General features: G+C 58.2%; 16 protein-coding genes and 1 pseudogene. 12 read left to right on the top strand and 5 right to left on the bottom strand.

The annotated features are described in order from the left end of the window. Positions 1-137: 137 nt before the first annotated feature. The 3 genes from xni to queF form a co-directional block, all read right to left on the bottom strand. Positions 138-896, bottom strand: coding sequence for a flap endonuclease Xni (gene xni / locus HA43_RS11405; protein WP_094111691.1), 759 nt, complete (start codon positions 894-896; stop codon positions 138-140). 42 nt (positions 897-938) lie between these two features. Next, positions 939-2,300 carry a nucleotide 5'-monophosphate nucleosidase PpnN gene (ppnN, locus tag HA43_RS11400; RefSeq protein ID WP_039379917.1) on the bottom strand — a complete coding sequence of 454 codons (1,362 nt, stop codon included), beginning with the start codon at positions 2,298-2,300 and terminating at the stop codon, positions 939-941. Between the two features lie 186 nt (positions 2,301-2,486). Beyond that, complete coding sequence (gene queF / locus HA43_RS11395; RefSeq protein WP_094111690.1) at positions 2,487-3,332, bottom strand: NADPH-dependent 7-cyano-7-deazaguanine reductase QueF; 846 nt, start codon at positions 3,330-3,332, stop codon at positions 2,487-2,489. Between the two features lie 61 nt (positions 3,333-3,393). Between queF and syd the strand changes: the two genes are divergently transcribed. The 4 genes from syd (at position 3,394) to HA43_RS11375 (ending at position 6,094) form a co-directional block, all read left to right on the top strand. Continuing rightward, positions 3,394-3,951 (top strand): SecY-interacting protein, encoded by a 558-nt coding sequence (gene syd / locus HA43_RS11390; protein WP_094111689.1) that lies wholly within the window; start codon positions 3,394-3,396, stop codon positions 3,949-3,951. 578 nt (positions 3,952-4,529) lie between these two features. Then, positions 4,530-4,856 carry a YqcC family protein gene (locus HA43_RS11385; protein ID WP_039379911.1) on the top strand — a complete coding sequence of 109 codons (327 nt, stop codon included), beginning with the start codon at positions 4,530-4,532 and terminating at the stop codon, positions 4,854-4,856. After that, a complete protein-coding gene (gene truC / locus HA43_RS11380; RefSeq protein ID WP_039379909.1) occupies positions 4,856-5,635 on the top strand; it encodes a tRNA pseudouridine(65) synthase TruC in 780 nt (259 codons plus the stop codon). The genes HA43_RS11385 and truC overlap by 1 nt, the downstream gene beginning before the upstream one ends. Positions 5,636-5,647: 12 nt before the next feature. Continuing rightward, a complete protein-coding gene (locus HA43_RS11375) occupies positions 5,648-6,094 on the top strand; it encodes a flavodoxin (RefSeq protein WP_071668546.1) in 447 nt (148 codons plus the stop codon). 51 nt (positions 6,095-6,145) lie between these two features. On the opposite strand, the gene garD is transcribed toward HA43_RS11375, so the two are convergent. Further along, a complete protein-coding gene (gene garD, locus HA43_RS11370; protein ID WP_039379905.1) occupies positions 6,146-7,705 on the bottom strand; it encodes a galactarate dehydratase in 1,560 nt (519 codons plus the stop codon). Between the two features lie 508 nt (positions 7,706-8,213). Here garD and HA43_RS11365 point away from each other — a divergent pair. From HA43_RS11365 to HA43_RS11340, 6 genes are all read left to right on the top strand, one after another. Next, positions 8,214-9,569, top strand: a complete 1,356-nt coding sequence (locus tag HA43_RS11365) for an MFS transporter (RefSeq protein WP_039379902.1) — start codon at positions 8,214-8,216, stop codon at positions 9,567-9,569. After that, a complete protein-coding gene (locus HA43_RS11360; RefSeq protein WP_039379900.1) occupies positions 9,566-10,912 on the top strand; it encodes an enolase C-terminal domain-like protein in 1,347 nt (448 codons plus the stop codon). The genes HA43_RS11365 and HA43_RS11360 overlap by 4 nt, the downstream gene beginning before the upstream one ends. A 10-nt stretch (positions 10,913-10,922) precedes the next feature. Next, positions 10,923-12,254 carry a glucarate dehydratase gene (gene gudD / locus HA43_RS11355; protein ID WP_094111688.1) on the top strand — a complete coding sequence of 444 codons (1,332 nt, stop codon included), beginning with the start codon at positions 10,923-10,925 and terminating at the stop codon, positions 12,252-12,254. A gap of 52 nt (positions 12,255-12,306) precedes the next feature. Continuing rightward, positions 12,307-13,074, top strand: a complete 768-nt coding sequence (gene garL, locus HA43_RS11350; RefSeq protein ID WP_039379896.1) for a 2-dehydro-3-deoxyglucarate aldolase — start codon at positions 12,307-12,309, stop codon at positions 13,072-13,074. An 18-nt stretch (positions 13,075-13,092) separates the two neighbouring features. Next, complete coding sequence (gene garR, locus HA43_RS11345; RefSeq protein ID WP_071668545.1) at positions 13,093-13,977, top strand: 2-hydroxy-3-oxopropionate reductase; 885 nt, start codon at positions 13,093-13,095, stop codon at positions 13,975-13,977. Positions 13,978-14,067: 90 nt separating this feature from the next. Continuing rightward, positions 14,068-15,207 carry a glycerate kinase gene (locus tag HA43_RS11340; RefSeq protein ID WP_094111687.1) on the top strand — a complete coding sequence of 380 codons (1,140 nt, stop codon included), beginning with the start codon at positions 14,068-14,070 and terminating at the stop codon, positions 15,205-15,207. A 78-nt stretch (positions 15,208-15,285) separates the two neighbouring features. Here HA43_RS11340 and barA read toward each other — a convergent pair. Beyond that, positions 15,286-18,014: pseudogene (barA, locus tag HA43_RS11335) on the bottom strand (two-component sensor histidine kinase BarA). An 82-nt stretch (positions 18,015-18,096) separates the two neighbouring features. On the opposite strand from barA, the gene rlmD reads away from it, so the two are divergent. After that, the gene (gene rlmD / locus HA43_RS11330; protein WP_039379887.1) at positions 18,097-19,413 is read left to right on the top strand and encodes a 23S rRNA (uracil(1939)-C(5))-methyltransferase RlmD; all 1,317 of its coding nucleotides are present in this window, start codon (positions 18,097-18,099) and stop codon (positions 19,411-19,413) included. Positions 19,414-19,445: 32 nt separating this feature from the next. Further along, a partial coding sequence (relA, locus tag HA43_RS11325; RefSeq protein WP_094111686.1) for a GTP diphosphokinase occupies positions 19,446-21,258 on the top strand: 1,813 nt, incomplete at its 3' end.

Below are 21,258 nucleotides of genomic sequence, written 5' to 3'. Positions count from 1 at the left end.
CTGTCAGCAACGGGCGCCATTAATGGCGCCCCTACGATAATTGTAGGGGACGCATTTATGCGTCCCTGACGCATTTATGCGTCCCTGACGCATTTATGCGTCCCTGACGTATTTATGCGTCCCTGGCGTACCGCGATTTATCCTGCCTGATAGCGCAGCGTATTAAGGTTGCCCTGCAGCACTAAATCGCGTTTCAGCGTGGCAACCTGGCGGCAGATCGTGGCTGTTTCATGCTGGGCGTGTAATTTACTCTGCCACTTTGCCGGCACCTGATCCCACTGCTGATAAATCGCCTCCAGTGAACCAAACTGCGCCAGCAGCTCGCGTGCGCTTTTCGGGCCGATACCGGAGACGCCCGGAATTTTACTGCTGCTGATGCCGCATAAACCCCAGTAATCCGGCAGCTGTTCCGGGGCAACGCCAAATTCCTGTGCGATAAACGGCACATCAAGCCAGCGCTTCTGAAAATAGTCGCGAATGCGGATAGCGGGCGCCAGCAGCTGACAATATCCCTTATCGGTGGAAACGATGGTGGCCTGATGCCCGGCATCCGCCATTTTCACTGCCAGGGTAGCGGCCAGATCGTCTGCTTCATCGTCCCCGGCGATCCAGCAGCTGACGCCTGCGGTGCGAAAAGCCTCCTGCAGCAGCGGCAGCTCCTGTTGCAGATCCTCTGGCATTGGCGGTCGCCCCGCTTTGTAATCCGGCAGCAGCGCATGACGCCAGCCGGGCTGGCGATCCGGACTGTCAAATACCGCCACCGCGTGGGTCGGGCGTGTATGACCAAGCAGCTGATGCAGCGCCGCAACACAGGCGTCACGGCAGGGAGAGCCCTGAACGGCATGCAGGCGCCGGATGAGATTCAGCGCATCAATAATTAATAAATGTAGTGCCATAAAAGCGATAAGCGGCAGCCCGCAGGCTGCCTTCCTGAAGGGTTATTTGATGATTTCGTAGCAGGGGATATAGGCACTGCCCGGTAGTTTCATACGCTGCTGCGCCACAAAGCCCTGCAGCAGCTCATCCATCCGATGCATCAGATCGGCGTCGCCGCGCAGCTGATAAGGGCCGCGTTCACGGATCTCCCGGATACCGATTTCTTTTACGTTTCCGGCCACGATCCCGGAGAAGGCGCGGCGCAAATCAGCCGCCAGTTTTTCCGCCGGCTGATTCGGAAACAGGTTGAGATTTGCCATGTTTTCGTGGGTCGGCAGGAAAGGCACCTGCAGATCCGGCGCAATACGGATAGACCAGTTAAAGCTGTAAGCGTCACCGGTTTCGCGACGATGCTCTTTTACCTGCGGCATCGCTTTTTTCATCTGGCGCGCCACTTCAGCGGCATCATCAATAATGATCGTATAGTGTTTGCGCGCCTGCTCGCCCAGCGTATTGACGATGAAATCATCGAGCACGCGGAAATAGTCAGCGCTCTCTTTAGGGCCGGTGAGGATCAGCGGCAGCACCTGCTCGCTGTTTTGCGGATTCATCAGAATACCAAGCAGATAAAGGAACTCTTCGGCGGTGCCGACGCCACCCGGGAAGATCACGATGCCATGCGCGATGCGGACAAAGGCCTCAAGGCGTTTTTCGATATCGGGCATAATGATGAGTTCGTTAACCAGCGGGTTAGGCGGTTCAGCGGCGATAATGGAAGGCTCAGTCAGGCCGATAAAGCGGCTGTCATGATAGCGCTGCTGCGCATGACCTACCGCCGCGCCTTTCATTGGCGCTTCCATTACGCCAGGGCCACAGCCGGTGCAGATATTCAGCTCGCGCAGCCCCATCTGGGTGCCAACATTACGGCAATACTGGTACTCCACCGCGTTGATAGAGTGTCCGCCCCAGCAAACCACGGTATTAGGATACTCCCCGACGTGCAGCGCGCGCGCGTTACGCAGTATCGAGAAAACCTGATTGGTGATATGCGCAGAGTCGTCAGCCTGACCCGCGAGGCGCTCTGGCAGAGCAAGCTGGCCGTTAACAAACAGAATATCGCGCAGCACGGCAAACAGGTTGGCCTGCAGTGAGCGGATGATACGCCCATCCACAAATGCCTCTTCCGGCGGATTGATCAGCTCCAGCTTAACGCCGCGCTCGCGGCGCAGGACGTTAATAGCGAAATTTTCAAAACGCGAGAGCAGCTCATGACTGCTGTCTGTCTGGCTGCCGGAGTTAAGCACTGCAAGGGAACAGTTACGAAAAAGCTGGTAGAGATCGCTGCTGGCGGTCTGCTTCAGCATGTCGACTTCCAGCTGTGAGAGCAGATCCATCGAGCCAAGCGGGCTGATATGTGTAATCAAAAGAACTCCTTTACACGCCATAGCGTGACTGATGACACTGCGCTTAACCTGCTGAGCGCAGTGACGAAAATCCCTGGTCGCATACGCTTTACGCTTAACGCCGCAGACAGATTAACGCTCCCGGTTATGATTGCTCAAGAGGAACCGCGCATCCCTGCTACGGCCTGCGAGGTGCCTCGCACTCTGTTACTGGCGTGCCAGACGCGAAAAGCCGGGCGTGAAGGGAACATTGCTGCGCCACGGGTTGATATCCAGACCGCCGCGGCGGGTGTAGCGCGCATAAACGGTTAACGCCTCTGGCTGGCAGAAACGCTGCACGTCATTAAAAATGCGCTCCACGCACTGCTCATGAAACTCATTGTGCTGGCGGAAAGAGATCAGATAGCGCAGCAGCGCCTCGCGGTCGATACGCGGGCCTTTATAACGAATCATCACCGATCCCCAGTCGGGCTGGTTGGTGATCAGACAGTTAGATTTCAGCAGGTGGCTTACCAGCGTCTCATCTACGATTTCATTGCCCGCGGCGTGCGCAAGGTGTCCGGCATCAAAACCATAATCGCTGATGCTGATATCCTGCTCATCGATAACGCTGCCGCTGAACTGTCCGATAGGCTGGCTTTCCAGCTCGCTCAGGCGAAACAGCGCCACGCTGACGTTGCCGCTGGCGCAGGCGCGCAGATCGCGTTCCAGCGTCTGACGCACGTCGCCCCAGTCCGCAAAGCGGGTCTGATTAAAGCTGTTCAGGTAGAGCTTAAAGCTTTTCGACTCAATCAGATTTACGCTGTCAGCATCCAGCACCACTTCGCCAATCGCGACCTGCGGGACACCTTTACTGTTTAGCCATGAAAGCTCATACAGGGTCCAGATATCTGCGCCGTGAAACGGCAGATTATGCGGAAAAAGATTGAGCGGTTCCCGGTTCAGACTGCGCGGCACAGATTGCAGCAGCGTGTTATCGTACTCATCTACATAGGCGACAGATTTGCCCAGGGTCAGGCCGCTTAAGGCCGGGTTTGGGTGTTCAGAAGACATAATGGTTACCACAAGGTGAATCAAAGTGGCTAAGTGTAACCGATCACCAGCGAGAAGATGAATGATGCAGCCCACCGCCAGCGCACTGTGTGCGTTTACCACCCGTTATATCGATCTCTGGCAGCAGCAGCAGGGACACTATCCTGCCAGTAGCGATCTGGCAGGGATCCCTTCGCCCTGTATCATCAATACCGTTGATGACCGCGTTCTCTGGCAGCCGCAGCCTTTTTCGCCATCGTCAGGGCTGGATGCGGTGGAGCGGGCGCTGGATATTCAGCTCCAGCCTGATATCACTGCGTTTTACACTACCCAGTTTGCCGGCGATATGCATGCCCGCCTGCAGCAGCGCAGGTTAACGCTGCTGCAGGTATGGAGCGAAGAGGACTTTATCCGGCTGCAGGAGAATCTGATTGGTCATCTGATTATGAAACGGCGTCTGAAACAGAGTCCGACGCTGTTTATTGCTACTACTGATTCAGAGCAGGAGATGGTGGCGGTGTGTAATCTTACCGGTGAGGTCATTCTGGAGGAGCCTGGACGTAACAAACGTGAAATTCTTTCACCTTCTGTCCGGACATTTCTCGATGTTATACAACCTGTTATCGTTTCGATGGAGTGATAACCGAAGCGCTATGTAAGAGATCTCTTACAAAATCTGTGCGAGATCGACATTTTGTGAGTGAACCTTTCAGAAAAGCTAAATGTAAAGATATTGTGAATCATAGAGTTATGGTATCAGTCTGAAAATTGAGACAATACTTGATCGATTAATGGCTCATGCTTACTTGTTATTGTGGCGATTTTTGAGAGAATACCCACCGTTAGCAGGACGCTATGGACAGAGCGACGTTCAGGAGAATGTCAGCCAGGAGGCGGGAACGTAACGGAGTTTACGTCACAGGGAAGGCTTCAGGACGGAGCAGGACACTCAGGAATGAGTAAGGGACACCTCCAGGATGGAGAATGTGAGCCGTGCGGAGCAGGGCGAGCCAGGATGCTAAGGATGCTGTCATGAAGACAGGCAATGGAAAGCGCAGGAAGAGTTGTCACGGATGAGCAGGGAGCACTGCGGTGGCGGGAATGCTGCACAACGAACCGGGAGCACTGTTATTAACAGTGCTCCCTTTTTTTATGCGCTTTTTACGCCACCGGTGACGAGTGATATGCTTGCCGCCCATTATTTCACGGAGGCAACCTATGTCGACGCACACTATTACGCAGCGACTGCAGCAGGTCGAAGCAGTCATGCGCGAACACGATTACTGGCAGCAGAGCGCTCCTGACGCGGCCGCGTTTAACAGCGACCAGCCTTTCTGCCTTGATACTATGGCTCCGCTGGAGTGGCTGCAGTGGGTATTGATCCCGCGTATGTCAGCCCTGATCGCCTCCGGCGCGCCAATGCCTGCCGGTTTCGCCGTCGCGCCCTATTACGAAGTTGCTCTGACTCCGGTCACTCCCGGCTATACCGCTCTGCTGATCGCGCTGCGTGAGCTTGACGCGCTGTTTGCGGAGCCAGCACGCTGATGCTGGAGATTATCTATCAGGATGAGTGGCTGGTAGCAGTAAACAAGCCTGCCGGCTGGCTGGTGCACCGCAGCTGGCTCGATCGCAAAGAGAAAGTGGTGGTGATGCAGACGGTGCGCGATCAGATTGGTCAGCACGTCTTTACCGCGCACCGGCTCGATCGCCCGACCTCTGGCGTACTGCTGATGGGCTTATCGAGCGAGGCGGGCCGTTTACTGGCGCAGCAGTTTGAGCAGCATCAGATACAAAAAACCTATCACGCCGTACTGCGCGGCTGGCTGGATGGCGCGGCTACGCTCGACTATCCGCTGCTGGAAGAGCTGGATAAAATTGCGGATAAATTTTCTGCTGAACCGCGTGCACCGCAGCCTGCGGTCACGGATTATCAGGCGCTGGCGCAGACAGAAATGCCGGTGGCAATCGGTAAATACAGCAGCGCCCGCTACACCCTGGTGGAGATGTCGCCGCGCACCGGGCGTAAGCATCAGCTGCGCCGCCATATGGCGCACCTGCGCCACCCGATTATTGGCGACAGCGCCCACGGCGATCTGCGCCAGAATCGTGGCGCAGCGGCGCATTTCGGGCTCGATCGTTTAATGCTGCACGCCAGCGCACTCTCGCTGACGCATCCCTTTACCGGAGAGCCGCTGGTGATCCGCGCCGGACTGGATCCGATATGGCAGCAGATGCTGCAGCAGTTCGGCTGGCAGGATCGGTTACCGGACGTTCCCAGGGTTGAGTTTGACGCTGAGGCAGTTCAGGATAAGCCAACAGCGTAAAGGAGCAGCAAGATGGCAAAAATTGGCATTTTTACAGGCACGGTTTACGGCAATGCACTGCTGGTGGCCGAAGAGGCGCAGCCGGTGCTGCAGGCGCAGGGACATGAAGTAGAGGTCTTTGAGGATCCGACGCTGGCGGAGTGGCAGGCGTACAGCAGCGACGTCGTGCTGATTGTAACCTCAACCACCGGGCAGGGCGATCTGCCGGATAATATTGCCCGTCTCCATGCGCAAATCCATGATGAGCTCGGCTATCAGCCAGCGCTGCGCTATGGTGTGATTGCGCTGGGTGACAGCAGCTATCAGCACTTCTGCGGCGCAGGAAAAACCTTTGATGCCACGCTCCAGGCGCAGCAGGCGCAGCGTATTGGTGATGTGCTGATGGTGGATGCCGTTGAGCATCCGGAGCCTGAAAGCGTGACGACGCCGTGGGTGGAGAGCTGGGGTAAGCAGCTGTAGTGACCCGGGCCGCCCTGTATGGCGGCCCGGTATTAACGGTGCAGCCCGGTATCAGGTTACCGGTGCCGGATTAAATACCGCCAGCTGGTTGCGGATCCCCCAGCGATCGGACCAGGTCTGCTGACGACCGCTGGCGATCTCCAGAATCAACTCAAACAGACGCCAGCCTACCTGCTCAATACTCTCTTCACCGGTGGCGATAGTGCCGGCGTTGATATCCATCAGATCATGCCAGCGCCGGGCCAGCGCGCTGCGCGTCGCCATCTTAATCACCGGAATAGCCGCGAGGCCATAGGGCGTGCCGCGCCCGGTGGTAAACACCTGCAGCGTAATGCCGGAAGCCATCTGCTGCGTACCGCAGACAAAGTCACTGGCAGGGGTAGCGGCGTAAATCAGTCCGCGCTGCGTAGGGCGCTGTCCCGGCGACAGCACTTCAGCAATCGGGCTGCGCCCCGATTTTGCAATCGATCCCAGCGCTTTCTCCACCACGTTTGCCAGTCCGCCTTTTTTATTGCCGGGTGAGGGGTTAGCGCTGCGATCGGTCTGTCCCTGATGCAGATAGTCGTCATACCACGCCATCTCTTCCAGCAGCCGTTTACCCACCGCTTCATTAACCACGCGCGGCGTCAGCAGATGAATAGCGTCGCGCACCTCCGTCACTTCAGAAAACATGACTGTGGCGCCGCAGCGCACCAGCAGATCGGAGGCGAAGCCCACCGCCGGGTTAGCCGTTACGCCGGAAAAGGCGTCACTGCCGCCGCACTGGGTGCCTACTACCAGTTCAGACGCCGGGCAGGGTTCCCGGCGGCGCAGATTAAGCTTTTTCAGATGACGTTCAGCGACCTGCAGGATCTCATCCACCATGGCGCCAAAGCCGACGTGACGCTCATCCTGCAGACGCACAATATCGTTATCATCCAGCGAGATCGCCTGTACATCAGGCGTACCGGTCAGCAGCCGCTCCGGCTGGAGCTTTTCACAGCCGAGGCTGACAATCATTACCTCGCCACCAAAATTGGGATTCAGCGCAAGATTATGAATGGTGCGGATCGGCACGACGGCAGCCGGGGCGTTGATCGCCACGCCGCAGCCATACAGATGATTCAGCGCGACCACGCCATCCACGTTGGGATAGCGCGGCAGCAGATCGCGTTCAATAAGCTGCACAACATAGTCCACGACGCCCGCCACACAGTGGACGCTGGTGGTAATGCCAAGCAGGTTGCGGGTTCCCACGCTGCCGTCTGCATTGCGATAACCATCAAAGGTATAGCCTTCCAGCGGCGGCAGTTCAGGCGGTACGTTGGTTGCCAGCGGCAGGCTGCTGAGCGGCGGCGCCTCGGGCAGGGCTACCAGCGACTCATCTATCCAGCTGCCGCGCGCAATAGAGCGCAGCGCCGTGCCGATCACTTCGCCATAGCGCAGAATCGGTGCATCCTGAGCGATATCCTCCAGCGCAACTTTGTGCCCCTGGGGCACATGCTCCGTCAGCTGCAGCCCGTCGGCAAAGCGTGTACCCGCGGGCAGGCCCTGATCGTTGACGACAATCGCAACGTTATCCGCTTCATGAACTTTTATATAGAGTGGTTTTTCTGTAACGGGTCGGTTCATTGCTCACCTTCCGGGTAGCCGCACTGTGCATAGCAGTGCGATAAATAGTGGTTCTGGTCACGTCATCAAAGTCAGCCAGCTCCAGTATAAGCAGCACGCGCCCGCCAGCGCATTGTGCAACTGTCCGGCTTTTAGCCCCTTTCTCTCCGCACTTTGGTGGTTTTAACCAAAAGCAAGTGAAGGTGCTCACAAAGCGCTCTTTGTCTGTCTGTTTTTTGTACAATTATGGCGCTGCGATCGGCGTTTCGTGAGCCATCACGCAGCAGGATGTGCATATGCCACAAATTCTTTTTTGTTTTGACTGAATTGTCGGGCTTTCTTCCAGTGTTTCAGCCGCGGGCTGTTTTTATACTGATTTCCGTTCTTAGAGGTTTGGTTACCTGTCACGACGCATCAACGTTCGCCATAACAACAATCGCCGTGTTTAACCCGACATCATTCTGATACCCAACGCGATGTGTATGCAGTCAGAGTGAATGTAGCGTTCGCTATATTTCAGGAGTGCATCATGAATAGTTACAGCCAGACGGCAGAGGCGGTGCAGAAACGTACCAACGCCCGCTACTGGATCGTGGTGATGTTATTTATCGTCACCTCATTCAACTACGGCGACCGCGCCACCATTTCCATTGCCGGATCGGCGATGTCCAAAGATATCGGTCTCGACTCTGTCGGGCTGGGCTATATCTTTTCCGCCTTCTCATGGGCCTATGTGATCGGACAGATCCCGGGTGGATGGCTGCTGGATCGCTTTGGATCCAAGCGTGTCTACTTCTGGAGTATTTTCCTCTGGTCGCTGTTTACTCTGCTGCAGGGCTTTGTTGATCTCTTCAGCGGCTTTGGCATTGTGATTTCACTGTTCCTGCTGCGCTTTTTGGTCGGTCTGGCTGAAGCGCCTTCCTTCCCTGGTAACAGCCGTATTGTCGCGGCCTGGTTCCCGGCACAGGAGCGCGGAACGGCGGTCGCCATCTTTAACTCTGCACAATACTTCGCCACGGTGATCTTCGCGCCCATCATGGGCTGGCTGGTCTCTGAAGTTGGCTGGGCGCACGTGTTCTGGTTTATGGGCGGGCTGGGCATCATCCTGAGCTTTATCTGGCTCAAAGTGATGCACGATCCCAACAACCACCCCGGCGTGAATAAGGCGGAGCTGGAGTACATGGAGCAGGGCGGCGCGCTGATCAATATGGATGCGAAAAAAGCCGATCGCAAAGTCAGCCGCGGTGAAAAGTGGGATCAGATCAAACAGCTGCTCTCTACCCGCATGATGTGGGGCATCTATCTTGGCCAGTATTGCGTCAACGCGCTGACCTACTTCTTTATTACCTGGTTTCCGGTCTATCTGGTACAGGCACGCGGCATGTCGATTCTGAAAGCGGGCTTTATCGCCTCCGTTCCGGCGATTTGCGGCTTCCTCGGCGGCGTGCTGGGCGGCGTGATCTCCGACTATTTGATGCGCAAAACCGGCTCACTCAATATTGCCCGTAAAACGCCAATCGTTATCGGCATGCTGCTCTCCATCAGCATGGTGATGTGTAACTACACCGAAACCGAATGGGTTGTGGTGCTGTTCATGGCGCTGGCGTTCTTCGGAAAAGGCATTGGTGCGCTGGGCTGGGCGGTGATGGCCGACACGGCACCGAAAGAGATCAGTGGCCTGAGCGGTGGTCTGTTCAATATGTTCGGCAACTTCTCCGGTATCGTTACGCCTATCGCGATTGGTTACATCATCGCCACCAGCGGATCGTTTGAGGGCGCGCTGGTATATGTCGGGATCCACGCTTTTGTCGCCGCCTTTAGTTTTCTGTTTATTACCGGTGACATTAAACGCGTTGAGCTGAAACCGTATAAGGAGCCGAAATGAGTACGCAAAGTACGCCTGTCATCACTGACATGCAGGTGATCCCGGTTGCCGGTTACGACAGTATGCTGCTTAACATTGGCGGCGCGCATAACGCCTGCTTCACGCGCAATATTGTGGTGCTGACCGACAGCGCCGGTCATACCGGACTGGGCGAGGCGCCGGGCGGCGATACAATTTATCAGACGCTGCTGGCGGCAGTACCCCAGGTCAAAGGGCAGCAGATTGCGCGTATGAACCGGCTGGTGCAGCAGGTGCATAAGGGCAATCAGTCAGCGGATTTTGACACTTTTGGCAATGGCGCCTGGACCTTCGAACTGCGCGTAAACGCAGTAGCCGCGCTGGAGGCGGCGCTGCTGGATCTGCTGGGGCAGCATCTGGGCGTACCGGTGGCAGAGCTGCTCGGACCGGGCCAGCAGCGCGATGAGGTCACCGTGCTCGGCTATCTGTTTTATATCGGCGATCGTCATAAAACCGATCTGCCGTATCGCAGCGGTGATGCCGCCAGCCACGACTGGTACCGGCTGCGGCATGAGGAGGCGCTGACGCCGGAGGCGGTGGTGCGTCTGGCAGAGGCGGCGCAGGATAAATATGGTTTCAAAGATTTCAAACTCAAAGGCGGCGTGCTGCCGGGTGAAGAGGAGATCGCCTCGGCGGTGGCGCTGAAGCAGCGCTTCCCGGAGGCGCGCATTACCGTCGACCCTAATGGCGCCTGGCATCTGGATGAGGCGATCGGACTCTGTAAAGGCCTGCAGGATGTGCTGAGCTATGCAGAAGATCCCTGCGGCGCGGAACAGGGTTACTCCGGCCGTGAAGTGATGGCGGAGTTTCGCCGCGCCACCGGGCTGCCGGTTGCCACCAATATGATCGCAACCAACTGGCGTGAAATGAACCACGCCGTGATGCTCAACGCGGTCGATATTCCGCTGGCCGATCCTCACTTCTGGACCCTGAGCGGCGCAGTGCGCGTGGCGCAGCTCTGCGACGAATGGGGACTCACCTGGGGCTGCCACTCCAATAACCATTTCGATATCTCGCTGGCGATGTTCACCCACGTGGGTGCTGCCGCCCCGGGCAAGCCAACCGCGATTGACACGCACTGGATCTGGCAGGAGGGCGATCAGCGCCTGACGCGCGAGCCGCTGCAGATCCGCAACGGCAAAATTGCCGTGCCGGATAAACCGGGGCTGGGTATTGAGCTGGATCGGGATCGCCTGCAGCAGGCGCACGAACTCTATAAGTCACTGCCAGCCGGCGCGCGCAACGACGCCACCGCGATGCAGTATCTGGTACCCGGCTGGTCATTTGATCGCAAGCGTCCGGCATTTGGGCGCCGTCCTACATAAGGAGCAGGAAATGAGTCAGACCCCTAAAATCGTCGCTATGCAGGTTATTCCGGTTGCCGGACACGACAGCATGCTGCTCAACCTGAGCGGGGCGCACGCGCCATTTTTTACCCGCAATATTGTGATCATTAAAGATAACGCCGGGCATACCGGCGTGGGCGAGATACCGGGCGGAGAAAAGATCCGTCAGACGCTGGAGGATGCCGCCGCGCTGGTGATCGAAAAAACCGTCGGCGAATATAAAAATATTCTCAACCTGGTGCGGAGCACCTTTGCTGACCGCGATGCTGGCGGGCGCGGCAGCCAGACGTTTGACCTGCGCACGACTATCCATGTGGTAACCGGTATCGAAGCGGCGCTGCTCGATTTACTCGGGCAGCATCTGGGCGTAAACGTCGCGTCGCTGCTGGGCGATGGCCAGCAGCGCGACCGCGTGGAGATGCTTGGCTACCTCTTCTATATTGGCGATCGCCGCAAGACCTCGCTCGCCTACCAGAGCCAGGAGCGCGATCCGTGCGACTGGTATCGCCTGCGCCATGAAGAGGCGCTGACGCCAGATGCGGTCGTGCGACTGGCAGAGGCCGCGTATGAGAAATATGGCTTCAACGATTTCAAACTCAAAGGCGGCGTGCTGCGCGGCGGCGGAGAGGCTGAGGCGGTTACCGCACTCGCCAGACGCTTTCCGGAAGCGCGCATCACGCTCGATCCCAACGGCGCCTGGTCGCTGAATGAGGCCATCCTGCTGGGCAAACAGCTGAAGGGCGTGCTCGCCTATGCAGAAGATCCCTGTGGCGCGGAGCAGGGCTACTCCGGCCGCGAGGTGATGGCGGAGTTCCGCCGCGCCACCGGGCTGCCAACCGCAACCAATATGATCGCCACCGACTGGCGGCAGATGGGCCACACGCTATCGCTGCAGTCGGTGGATATTCCGCTGGCCGATCCGCATTTCTGGACCATGCAGGGTTCCGTGCGCGTGGCGCAGATGTGCCACGACTTTGGCCTCACCTGGGGTTCGCACTCCAATAACCATTTTGATATTTCGCTGGCGATGTTTACCCACGTTGCCGCCGCCGCGCCGGGCGCGATTACCGCTATCGACACCCACTGGATCTGGCAGGAGGGTAATCAGCGCCTGACCAAAGAGCCGTTTGTCATCAAAGGCGGCATGGTGCAGGTACCGCAGAAGCCGGGGCTTGGCGTGGAGCTGGATATGGACCAGGTGATGCAGGCAAACGCGCTGTATCAGAAACATGGGCTGGGCGCGCGTGACGACGCTCAGGCGATGCAGTTCCTGGTACCGGACTGGACTTTTGATAATAAGCGTCCCTGCCTGGTGCGCTAACGCTTCAGGCTCCCTGAAAGGGAGCCTGCCGTCATATACAGGAGTAAACAGAATGAGTAATGCCTGGCCAAATACATTTCGCCGCCGCCTGCTGGCAGGAGAGACCCTGATAGGCAGCTGGTGCGCCCTTGCCAGTCCGCTGACTACTGAAGTGCTGGGGCTGGCAGGCTTCGACTGGCTGGTGCTGGACGGTGAACATGCGCCCAACGACATCACCACGTTTGTACCGCAGCTGATGGCGCTGAAAGGCAGCAGCAGCGCTGCGGTCGTGCGTCCGCCGTGCAATGAGCCGGTGATCATTAAACGCCTGCTCGATATCGGCTTCTATAACTTCCTGATCCCCTTTGTGGAGACGGAAGAGGAGGCGCGCCGCGCCGTTGCCTCAACCCGCTACCCGCCAGCGGGCATCCGCGGCGTGTCAGTTTCGCACCGCAGCAATATGTACGGCACGCTGCCGGACTATAACGCCACGATTAACGACAACATCACGCTGATGGTGCAGATCGAAACGCAGCAGGCGGTAGATAACATCGATGCGATCGCCGCCGTTGACGGCGTGGACGGGATTTTTGTCGGTCCGGGCGATCTCTCAGCCGCGCTGGGCTACCTGGGCCAGCCTGCGCATCCTGAGGTGCTGAAAGTTATTCAGTACCTGTTTGAACGCGCCAAAGCCGCAGGCAAGCCGTGCGGCATTCTGGCACCGGTAGAAGCGGACGCGCGGCGCTATCTGGAATGGGGTGCCACCTTTGTTGCCGTCGGCAGCGATCTCGGGGTTTTCCGCAACGCCACGCAGGCGCTGTGCAACAAATTTAAACTGTAACGCAGAAAGGGGAAGGCAATGAAAATTGGATTTATCGGCCTCGGTATTATGGGCAAACCGATGAGTAAAAACCTGGTCAAAGCGGGTTACACGCTGGTGGTGCGCGATCACAACGCAGGCAATGAGGCAGAACTGGCCGAACTGGGCGCGACGATAGCAAAAACGCCCAAAGAGGTGGCAGAACAGGTGGATGTGGTGATCACTATGGTACCTAACTCGCCGCAGGTGCAGGAAGTCTGCCTGGGCGCGGGCGGCATCATTGAAGGTGCAAAACCTGGCCTGATTGTGATTGATATGAGTTCTATTGCCCCGCTGGCCAGTCGTGAGATCCACGACGCGCTGGCAGAAAAAGGGATCCGTATGCTTGATGCGCCGGTCAGCGGCGGTGAGCCAAAAGCGATCGAGGGCACACTGTCGGTGATGGTGGGTGGCGATAAAGCGATCTTCGACCAATGCTTTGAGATTATGAAAGCGATGGCAGGCTCGGTGGTGCATACCGGTGATATCGGCGCCGGTAACGTGACCAAGCTGGCAAATCAGGTGATTGTGGCGCTGAACATCGCAGCGATGTCTGAAGCGCTCTCGCTGGCAACCAAGGCGGGCGTGAATCCGGAGCTGGTTTATCAGGCGATCCGCGGCGGCCTGGCGGGCAGCACCGTGCTTGATGCCAAAGCACCCATGGTGCTGGATCGCAACTTCAAACCCGGTTTCCGTATCGACCTGCATATCAAGGATTTAGCCAATGCGCTGGATACGTCACACGGCATTGGCGCGCATCTGCCGCTGACGGCCGCGGTGATGGAGATGATGCAGGCGCTGAAAACCAGCGGTCAGGGCTCCGCCGACCACAGCGCGCTGGCTTGCTATTATGAGAAGTTAGCGCAGGTTGAGATCGCCCGGTAAAGCCGCTCTCCGGCGTCTGCGGAGGCCGGAGAACAGGCTGCGTGAGCAAAGCAGCATACCGTTACGTTACCCATCGCGCCTGGATTGCCTATGAAAATTGTCATCGCACCCGATTCATATAAAGAGAGTCTGTCTGCCCTGGATGTGGCTGCCGCAATTGAAGCGGGTTTCCGCGAGGTTTTCCCGGCCGCCGAGTATGTCAAAATCCCGGTTGCCGACGGTGGTGAGGGCACCGTTGAGGCCATGGTGGCCGCCACCAGCGGTACGCTTGTCCGGCTAACCGCCACCGGCCCGCTGGGCGAGCCCGTGGCGGCGTTTTATGGCCTGTCGGGGGATGAGCGCACCGCGTTTATTGAGATGGCTGCCGCCAGCGGCCTGGAACTTGTGCCGGTGGCGCAGCGCAATGCGCTGATCACCACGTCGTGGGGCACCGGTGAGCTGATCAAAAACGCGCTCGATCGCGGCGTAGAGCACATCATCATTGGCATAGGCGGCAGCGCCACCAATGATGGCGGTGCCGGAATGATACAGGCGCTGGGCGCCCGGCTGCTGGACAGCGCCGGCTGCGATCTGGCGCCTGGCGGCGCGGCGCTGGCGCAGCTGGCGCAGATCGATATCAGCGGAGTGGATGCGCGTATTAAAGCGTGCCGCTTTGAGGTCGCCTGCGATGTCACCAATCCGCTGACCGGGGAAAAAGGCGCTTCGGCGGTGTTTGGCCCACAGAAGGGCGCCACTCCGGCACAAATCGCGCAGCTGGATCGGGCGCTGGCCCACTACGCTTCGCTTATTCAGCGCGATCTGGATATCGACGTGCTGCATATTGCGGGCGGCGGCGCGGCGGGCGGTATGGGTGCGGCGCTGCACGCATTCTGTCAGGCTGAGCTGCGCAGCGGCATTGAGATTGTGACGGAGGCGCTCGGGCTGGCGGAGCAGGTCAAAGATGCCGATCTGGTGATCACGGGGGAAGGGCGCATCGACAGTCAGTCTGTGAATGGCAAGGTGCCAATCGGCGTGGCGCGGGTTGCCAAACAGTTTAATAAGCCGGTGATTGGTATTGCCGGTAGCCTGACCTCTGACGTGGGGGTTGTACACGCTCACGGCCTTGATGCGGTCTACAGCGTACTGTTCAGTATCTGTTCTCTGGAAGAGGCGCTGGCCAGTGCGGAACAGAATGTGCGCATGACGGCGCGTAACGTTGCGGCAGCCATCAGGATAGGCAAAGGGTTGTAGGCCGGACCGCGATGCGCGGCGGCCCGGCGGCTAAGGCCGGTATGGGCGTCGCCATAAAGATCGTTCTGACACGCCATTTTACGCCAGCGCCAGCCGCTTACGCGCCTCGCGCGCAACGTTGGCCATCTCATCATTCAGCTCCAGCAGTTCCGGCTCCAGCGCGGCAATATCACTCGCCTGGTGCAGGCTGCCTTCCAGCTGCTGGCAGAGCTGTTTCAGGCGCGGGACACCGCTGTAACTGGCGCTGCCGTGCAGCTTGTGAATAATTTCACGCAGCCCGTTTACGTCACCTTCAGCCATACAATGCGCCACGCGCGCCTCCACCTCAGGCAGGAAATCGAGCAGCATCTGTAGCAGATCGCGCGCCAGCGCCGGTTTGCCGGCCGCCTGACGCAGCGCCAGTGACCAGTCAAGCGAGACGGCAACCCCCATCGCGGGCGGCTGAGAGGCGGGCGCAACCGGCAGATAGCGCTGCAGCAGCTGAGCCAGGCGGGTTTCATCAATCGGTTTTGCCAGATAGTCATTCATGCCGGCGGCAATCAGCTGCTCGCGCTCGCCATCCAGCGCGTGCGCCGTTACCGCAACGATTGGCGTGCTGGCGTGCAGCGGCAGGCGCCGGATAATCTCGCTGGCCTGAATACCGTCGATATCGGGCATCTGTATATCCATCAGGATCACATCCAGCCGCTGCTGCTGCGCGGCATGGATGGCCTGCTCTGCGTTGTCACACAGAATGATATTTTCAACCTGCTCTTCCAGCAGCGCGCCGATAAGCCGGAGGTTAGCCGGATTGTCATCCACCGCCATCACCGTCAGCGGCTGACGCGGCAGCGGGGAGATCAGACGGTGCTGACGGCTGCCGATATCCAGCAGCAGCGGGATAAAGCGCGTCAGCGAAACCGGTTTTGCGATACAGCCGGCAATGCCCCGCGCACGCAGATCGTCGGCAAACAGCATCATCTCGCTCGGCAGCGCCAGCAGTACGGCATCCGCGCGATCGCACAGCTGCTGGATCTCCGTATCGGTCAGCGTTGCCGGGTGCGGCTTAGCGACCGGCATTCCCACCAGCAGCAGAGGATAGTGGCGTTCCGGCAGCGCAGCCAGGCTGGGATAATACTCTACCCTGAGCGGGGTGATACTGAGCATCTCCTGCACCACGCGCGCTACCGCCGGATGGGGCTCGACATAGGCCAGCGTTGTGGCGTGCAGGTCATCCAGCACGCGCGGAATGGTAGGGGCATTCGGGTTAAGATTGAGCCGGACGCGCACCCGAAAAACCGACCCCCGATCGGGCTGGCTGTGAAAAGCGATTTCGCCGCCCATCTCCTGCACCAGCTTCTGGGTGATCACCAGCCCAAGCCCCGTGCCGCCGTGTCGGCGGGTAATGCTGGCATCCGCCTGGCGAAACGCCTGAAACAGCTGCGGCTGCTGCATTTCCGGAATGCCGATACCGGTGTCATGCACCTGGATCTCCAGTTCCGCCTGCGTGGCGCTGAGATGCTGCAGCTCAACGCGCAGGTCGATATGCCCCTGCTCGGTAAACTTGATGGCGTTACCTATCAGGTTGATCAGGATCTGCTGCAGCCGCAGCGGATCGCCGATAACGTTGTCAGGCACGCTGTTTTGCAGGCAGACGGTGATCTCCAGCCCTTTCTCATGCGCGGAGGGCGCCAGCAGCACCAGCGTCTCATCCAGCGTGGCGCGCAGCGGAAAAGGAATAGATTCCAGCACCAGCTTGCCCGATTCCAGACGCGAGAAATCCAGCACATCGTTGATAATACTCAGCAGATTATTGGCGGAGCGCTCAATCGTACTCATATAGTCGCGCTGGCTGGTGCTCAGGCTGGTTTTCAGCATCTGGCGGCTGAAGCCGATCACGCCGTTGAGCGGCGTACGCAGCTCGTGAGACATGTTTGCCAGAAACTCAGATTTAATGCGGGCCGCCTCCTGAGCGCGTTTCTTCGCCAGATCCAGCTCGACGTTCTGAATCTCCAGCTGCTCCAGCGTTTCGCGCAGATCCCAGGTGGCCTGGTCAATATTTTGCTGCATCTCTTCATGGTAGGCGGTCAGCGACATCGCCATCGCGTTGATACCGTTTTTAAGCATGCTGAGCTCGCCCAGCATATAGCCTTCCACCCGGCTGTCGAGCTGGCCGCGCCGGATGCGATCCACGGTGGCTACCATATTGCGTATCGGGCCGGTCACATCGCGCATCAGACGATAGGCGAACAGCATGGCGAGGCAGAGGCAGAACAGCAGCAGCAGCGTTGCGACAAATACCTCTTTATACTGCGCCAGCCGTACCGACTGCAGATCCAGCTCAATGGCGACATAGCCAGGGGATTACCGTCGGGTTTGGTCTGTTCATCCGGCTGCTCATCAGCGGAGTAGCGTTCAGATATAATCGGCGTGCGCAGCACCAGCAGGTTACCCTGGCGTTCATGCGTTACGCCCTCGCGCAGCTGCGTCATATCCTCTTTTTGCAGCAGCGCCAGGTTCTGCTTACTGTTGGATGTGGCGTAAACGCGATTCTGGTTGTCGAAAACCGTAATGGCACGGACAATATCGGAATGGCGCCGGTGCAGCAGGCTGACCAGCTCGTGGATCGCAGCGCGATCGTGCCAGCTCATCCCATACTCACTGGATACCGCCAGAGGTTCGATAATATTTGCGCCGGCGTCAAAAACCTGGCGCTGCAGTTCGTTATAGCGGTGGACGACAAAAAAGGTGCTGAGCAGCAGACCAATCAGCAGCGTTGGCGCCAGTATTAAAATCATCATCCGCGCCCGCAGGCTGTATTTGGTCATCACGATGCCCTGGCGATTGCCGTGTTCCTGTGCACGCGTCGTGGCGGGCGGCACAACCTGATTAAAAGAGAATACGATTACTATGGCGCAATTTTACGCCGCAAAACAGCGGCCGACGACAAAGCAGCGGATCGCCGTCACGGTCGATGAGCTCGATCCGTTCGGCCAGGGCGTGGCACGCTATCAGGGGAAAACCCTGTTTATCAGTGGTGCGCTGCCGGGCGAACAGGCAGAGGTTACGCTGCTGGAAGATAAACGGCAGTTTGCCCGCGGTAAAGCGATAAAGATCGCACAGCCCAGTCCGCAGCGGGAAATACCGCGCTGCCGCCATTTTGGCGTCTGCGGTGGCTGCCAGCAGCAGCACGCTGCCGTTGCACTGCAGGAGAGCAGCAAGGCGCACGCGCTGAGCCGTCTGCTGAGCCGTGACGCCGCTTCTCCGGTGGCCGTTGAGGAGATTATCCGCGGGAATAGCTGGGGCTATCGCCGGCGCGCCCGGCTCGGACTGCAGTGGCAGCCGAAGCAGCAGCGGCTGGTGATGGGATTTCGCCAGGCGGCCAGTCATGCGCTGGTGCCCCTGCAGCAGTGCCCTGTTTTGGTGCCCGAACTTGAAGCGTTGCTGCAGCCGCTGCACCACTGCCTGAGCGCGCTGCAGGGGGTAAGGCGGCTGGGGCATGCAGAGCTGGTGCTGGCAGACAACGGCCCGCTGATGGTGCTGCGTCATCTCGACGCGCTTTCTGCGCGCGATCGCGCAGACCTGGAACGCTTTTCGCATCAGCACTCGCTGATGCTGTATCTGGCTGACGGCAGCGATGAGCTGCAGGCGATTAACAGCAGCATGCCTTACTACCGCTCGCAGGATTTAACGCTAACCTTTAGTCCACAGGACTTTATTCAGGTTAACGATCGCGTTAATCAGCAGATGGTGGCAACAGCGCTGGCGTGGCTCGATCTGCAACCCGATGACAGCCTGCTGGATCTTTTCTGCGGCATGGGGAATTTCACCCTGCCGGCAGGGAAATCTGTACAAAATGTTGTAGGTGTGGAGGGGGTTGCAGCATTAGTTAAGCAGGCAGAGTATAATGCTGCGCTTAACAATCTAAGCAATGTACGCTTTTTCCAGCATAATCTGGAAGAGGATGTTTCGCGTCAGCCGTGGGCGGCGCAGGGATTTAATAAGGTGTTACTGGATCCGGCGCGAGCCGGGGCGGCGGGCGTGATGTCGCATATTGTTAAACTTGCGCCAGAACGCGTGGTCTATGTTTCCTGTAACCCGGTGACACTTGCGCGCGACAGTCAGGTACTGCTGTCCGCGGGCTACCATCTGGAAAGGGTCGCGATGCTGGATATGTTCCCACATACCAGTCATCTCGAATCCATGGTGTTGTTCAGCAAAACATAAGCGACAGTTATGTCGCTGTGGCAGGAGAGGATATGGTTGCGGTCAGAAGTGCGCATTTAAATACGGCAGGGGAGTTTGCCCTCGATCAGTGGATTGCCAGCCTGACGATTAGCAATCCTCAATCCTGTGAGCGACTGGCAGAGACCTGGCGCTACTGTGAAGCCGAAACGCGCGAGCACCCCGATCAGACTCTGCTGCTGTGGCGCGGTATTGAGATGGTGGAAATCCTCACTATGCTCAGTATGGATTGCGATAGCCTGTGCGCGGCGCTGCTGTTTCCGCTGGCCAACGCAGAGGTGGTCAGTGAGGAGAAGCTGGAGCAGGCGTTTGGCAAAGGGATTGTCTCCCTGGTGCACGGCGTACGCGACATGGATGCCATTCGCCAGCTGAAAGCGATTCATAATGACTCTATGGCTTCAGCCCAGGTGGACAATGTCCGCCGTATGCTGCTCGCGATGGTGGAAGATTTCCGCTGCGTGGTCATCAAGCTGGCCGAGCGGATTGCGCATCTGCGTGAGATGAAAGATGCGCCAGAAGATGAACGCGTGCTGGCGGCAAAAGAGAGCACGAACATCTATGCGCCGCTGGCTAACCGGCTCGGTATCGGCCAGCTGAAGTGGGAGCTCGAAGATTACTGCTTCCGCTATCTGCATCCGGATGAATATAAACGCATCGCGAAGCTGCTGCATGAGCGGCGCATCGATCGTGAACAATATATCGATAACTTTGTGACCAATCTGCGTCAGGAGATGCAGAAAGAGGGCGTGCGGGCAGAAGTCTACGGGCGGCCGAAACATATCTACAGCATCTGGCGCAAGATGCAGAAAAAGTCGCTGGCGTTTGATGAACTGTTCGACGTGCGCGCGGTACGCATCGTGGCAGAGCGTTTGCAGGACTGTTATGGCGCACTCGGTACGGTGCACACCCTCTACCGGCATCTGCCGAGCGAATTTGACGATTATGTCGCCAACCCTAAGCCCAATGGCTATCAGTCCATTCATACCGTGGTGCTGGGGCCGCAGGGCAAAACCGTTGAGATTCAGATCCGCACCCGTCAGATGCATGAAGATGCCGAACTTGGCGTGGCGGCGCACTGGAAATATAAAGAGGGCCCGGGCGTCAGCAACTCGCGCGGGGCTGCCGGACACGAAGAGCGTATCGCCTGGCTGCGCAAGCTGATTACCTGGCAGGAAGAGATGGCGGATTCCGGTGAAATGCTGGAGGAGGTTCGCAGTCAGGTCTTCGACGATCGCGTTTACGTCTTTACGCCAAAAGGCGATGTGGTGGATCTGCCCGCCGGCTCCACGCCGCTCGACTTTGCCTATCACATTCACAGCGATATTGGCCATCGCTGTATCGGGGCGAAGATCAGCGGCCGCATTGTGCCTTTTACCTATCAGCTGCAGATGGGCGATCAGATCGAGATCATCACCCAGAAGCAGCCCAATCCAAGCCGCGACTGGCTCAACCCGAATCTGGGCTACATCACGACCAGCCGCGGGCGCTCCAAGGTACACGCCTGGTTCCGTAAGCAGGATCGCGATAAAAATATCGTGGCGGGCCGCCAGATCCTCGATAACGAGCTGAGCCAGCTCGATATCAGCATGCGCGAGGCGGAGAAGATTTTGCTGCCGCGCTACAACGTTGGCTCGCAGGATGAGCTGCTCGCAATGATTGGCGGCGGCGATATTCGTCTCAATCAGATGATCAACTTCCTGCAGGCAAAGCTCAATAAGCCGAGCGCTGAAGAGGAAGATCGTGAAGCGCTGCGTCAGCTGACGCAGAAGTCGCATCACGCCTCAAATGCCCGTAAAGAGAGCGGTCGCGTGGTGGTGGAGGGGGTGG

This window comes from Pantoea eucrina (assembly GCF_002095385.1).
Taxonomy (GTDB): Bacteria; Pseudomonadota; Gammaproteobacteria; order Enterobacterales; family Enterobacteriaceae; genus Pantoea; species Pantoea eucrina.
This window is presented reverse-complemented; position numbering and strand designations above follow the sequence as displayed.

Excerpts from the sequence above, each read along its gene's own strand:
- xni (WP_094111691.1), bottom strand. The coding sequence starts at position 896 with ATGGCACTACATTTATTAATTATTGATGCGCTGAATCTCATCCGGCGC.
- queF (WP_094111690.1), bottom strand. The coding sequence starts at position 3,332 with ATGTCTTCTGAACACCCAAACCCGGCCTTAAGCGGCCTGACCCTGGGC.
- syd (WP_094111689.1), top strand. The coding sequence starts at position 3,394 with ATGATGCAGCCCACCGCCAGCGCACTGTGTGCGTTTACCACCCGTTAT.
- HA43_RS11385 (WP_039379911.1), top strand. The coding sequence starts at position 4,530 with ATGTCGACGCACACTATTACGCAGCGACTGCAGCAGGTCGAAGCAGTC.
- truC (WP_039379909.1), top strand. The coding sequence starts at position 4,856 with ATGCTGGAGATTATCTATCAGGATGAGTGGCTGGTAGCAGTAAACAAG.
- HA43_RS11375 (WP_071668546.1), top strand. The coding sequence starts at position 5,648 with ATGGCAAAAATTGGCATTTTTACAGGCACGGTTTACGGCAATGCACTG.
- garD (WP_039379905.1), bottom strand. The coding sequence starts at position 7,705 with ATGAACCGACCCGTTACAGAAAAACCACTCTATATAAAAGTTCATGAA.
- HA43_RS11365 (WP_039379902.1), top strand. The coding sequence starts at position 8,214 with ATGAATAGTTACAGCCAGACGGCAGAGGCGGTGCAGAAACGTACCAAC.
- HA43_RS11360 (WP_039379900.1), top strand. The coding sequence starts at position 9,566 with ATGAGTACGCAAAGTACGCCTGTCATCACTGACATGCAGGTGATCCCG.
- gudD (WP_094111688.1), top strand. The coding sequence starts at position 10,923 with ATGAGTCAGACCCCTAAAATCGTCGCTATGCAGGTTATTCCGGTTGCC.
- garL (WP_039379896.1), top strand. The coding sequence starts at position 12,307 with ATGAGTAATGCCTGGCCAAATACATTTCGCCGCCGCCTGCTGGCAGGA.
- garR (WP_071668545.1), top strand. The coding sequence starts at position 13,093 with ATGAAAATTGGATTTATCGGCCTCGGTATTATGGGCAAACCGATGAGT.
- HA43_RS11340 (WP_094111687.1), top strand. The coding sequence starts at position 14,068 with ATGAAAATTGTCATCGCACCCGATTCATATAAAGAGAGTCTGTCTGCC.
- rlmD (WP_039379887.1), top strand. The coding sequence starts at position 18,097 with ATGGCGCAATTTTACGCCGCAAAACAGCGGCCGACGACAAAGCAGCGG.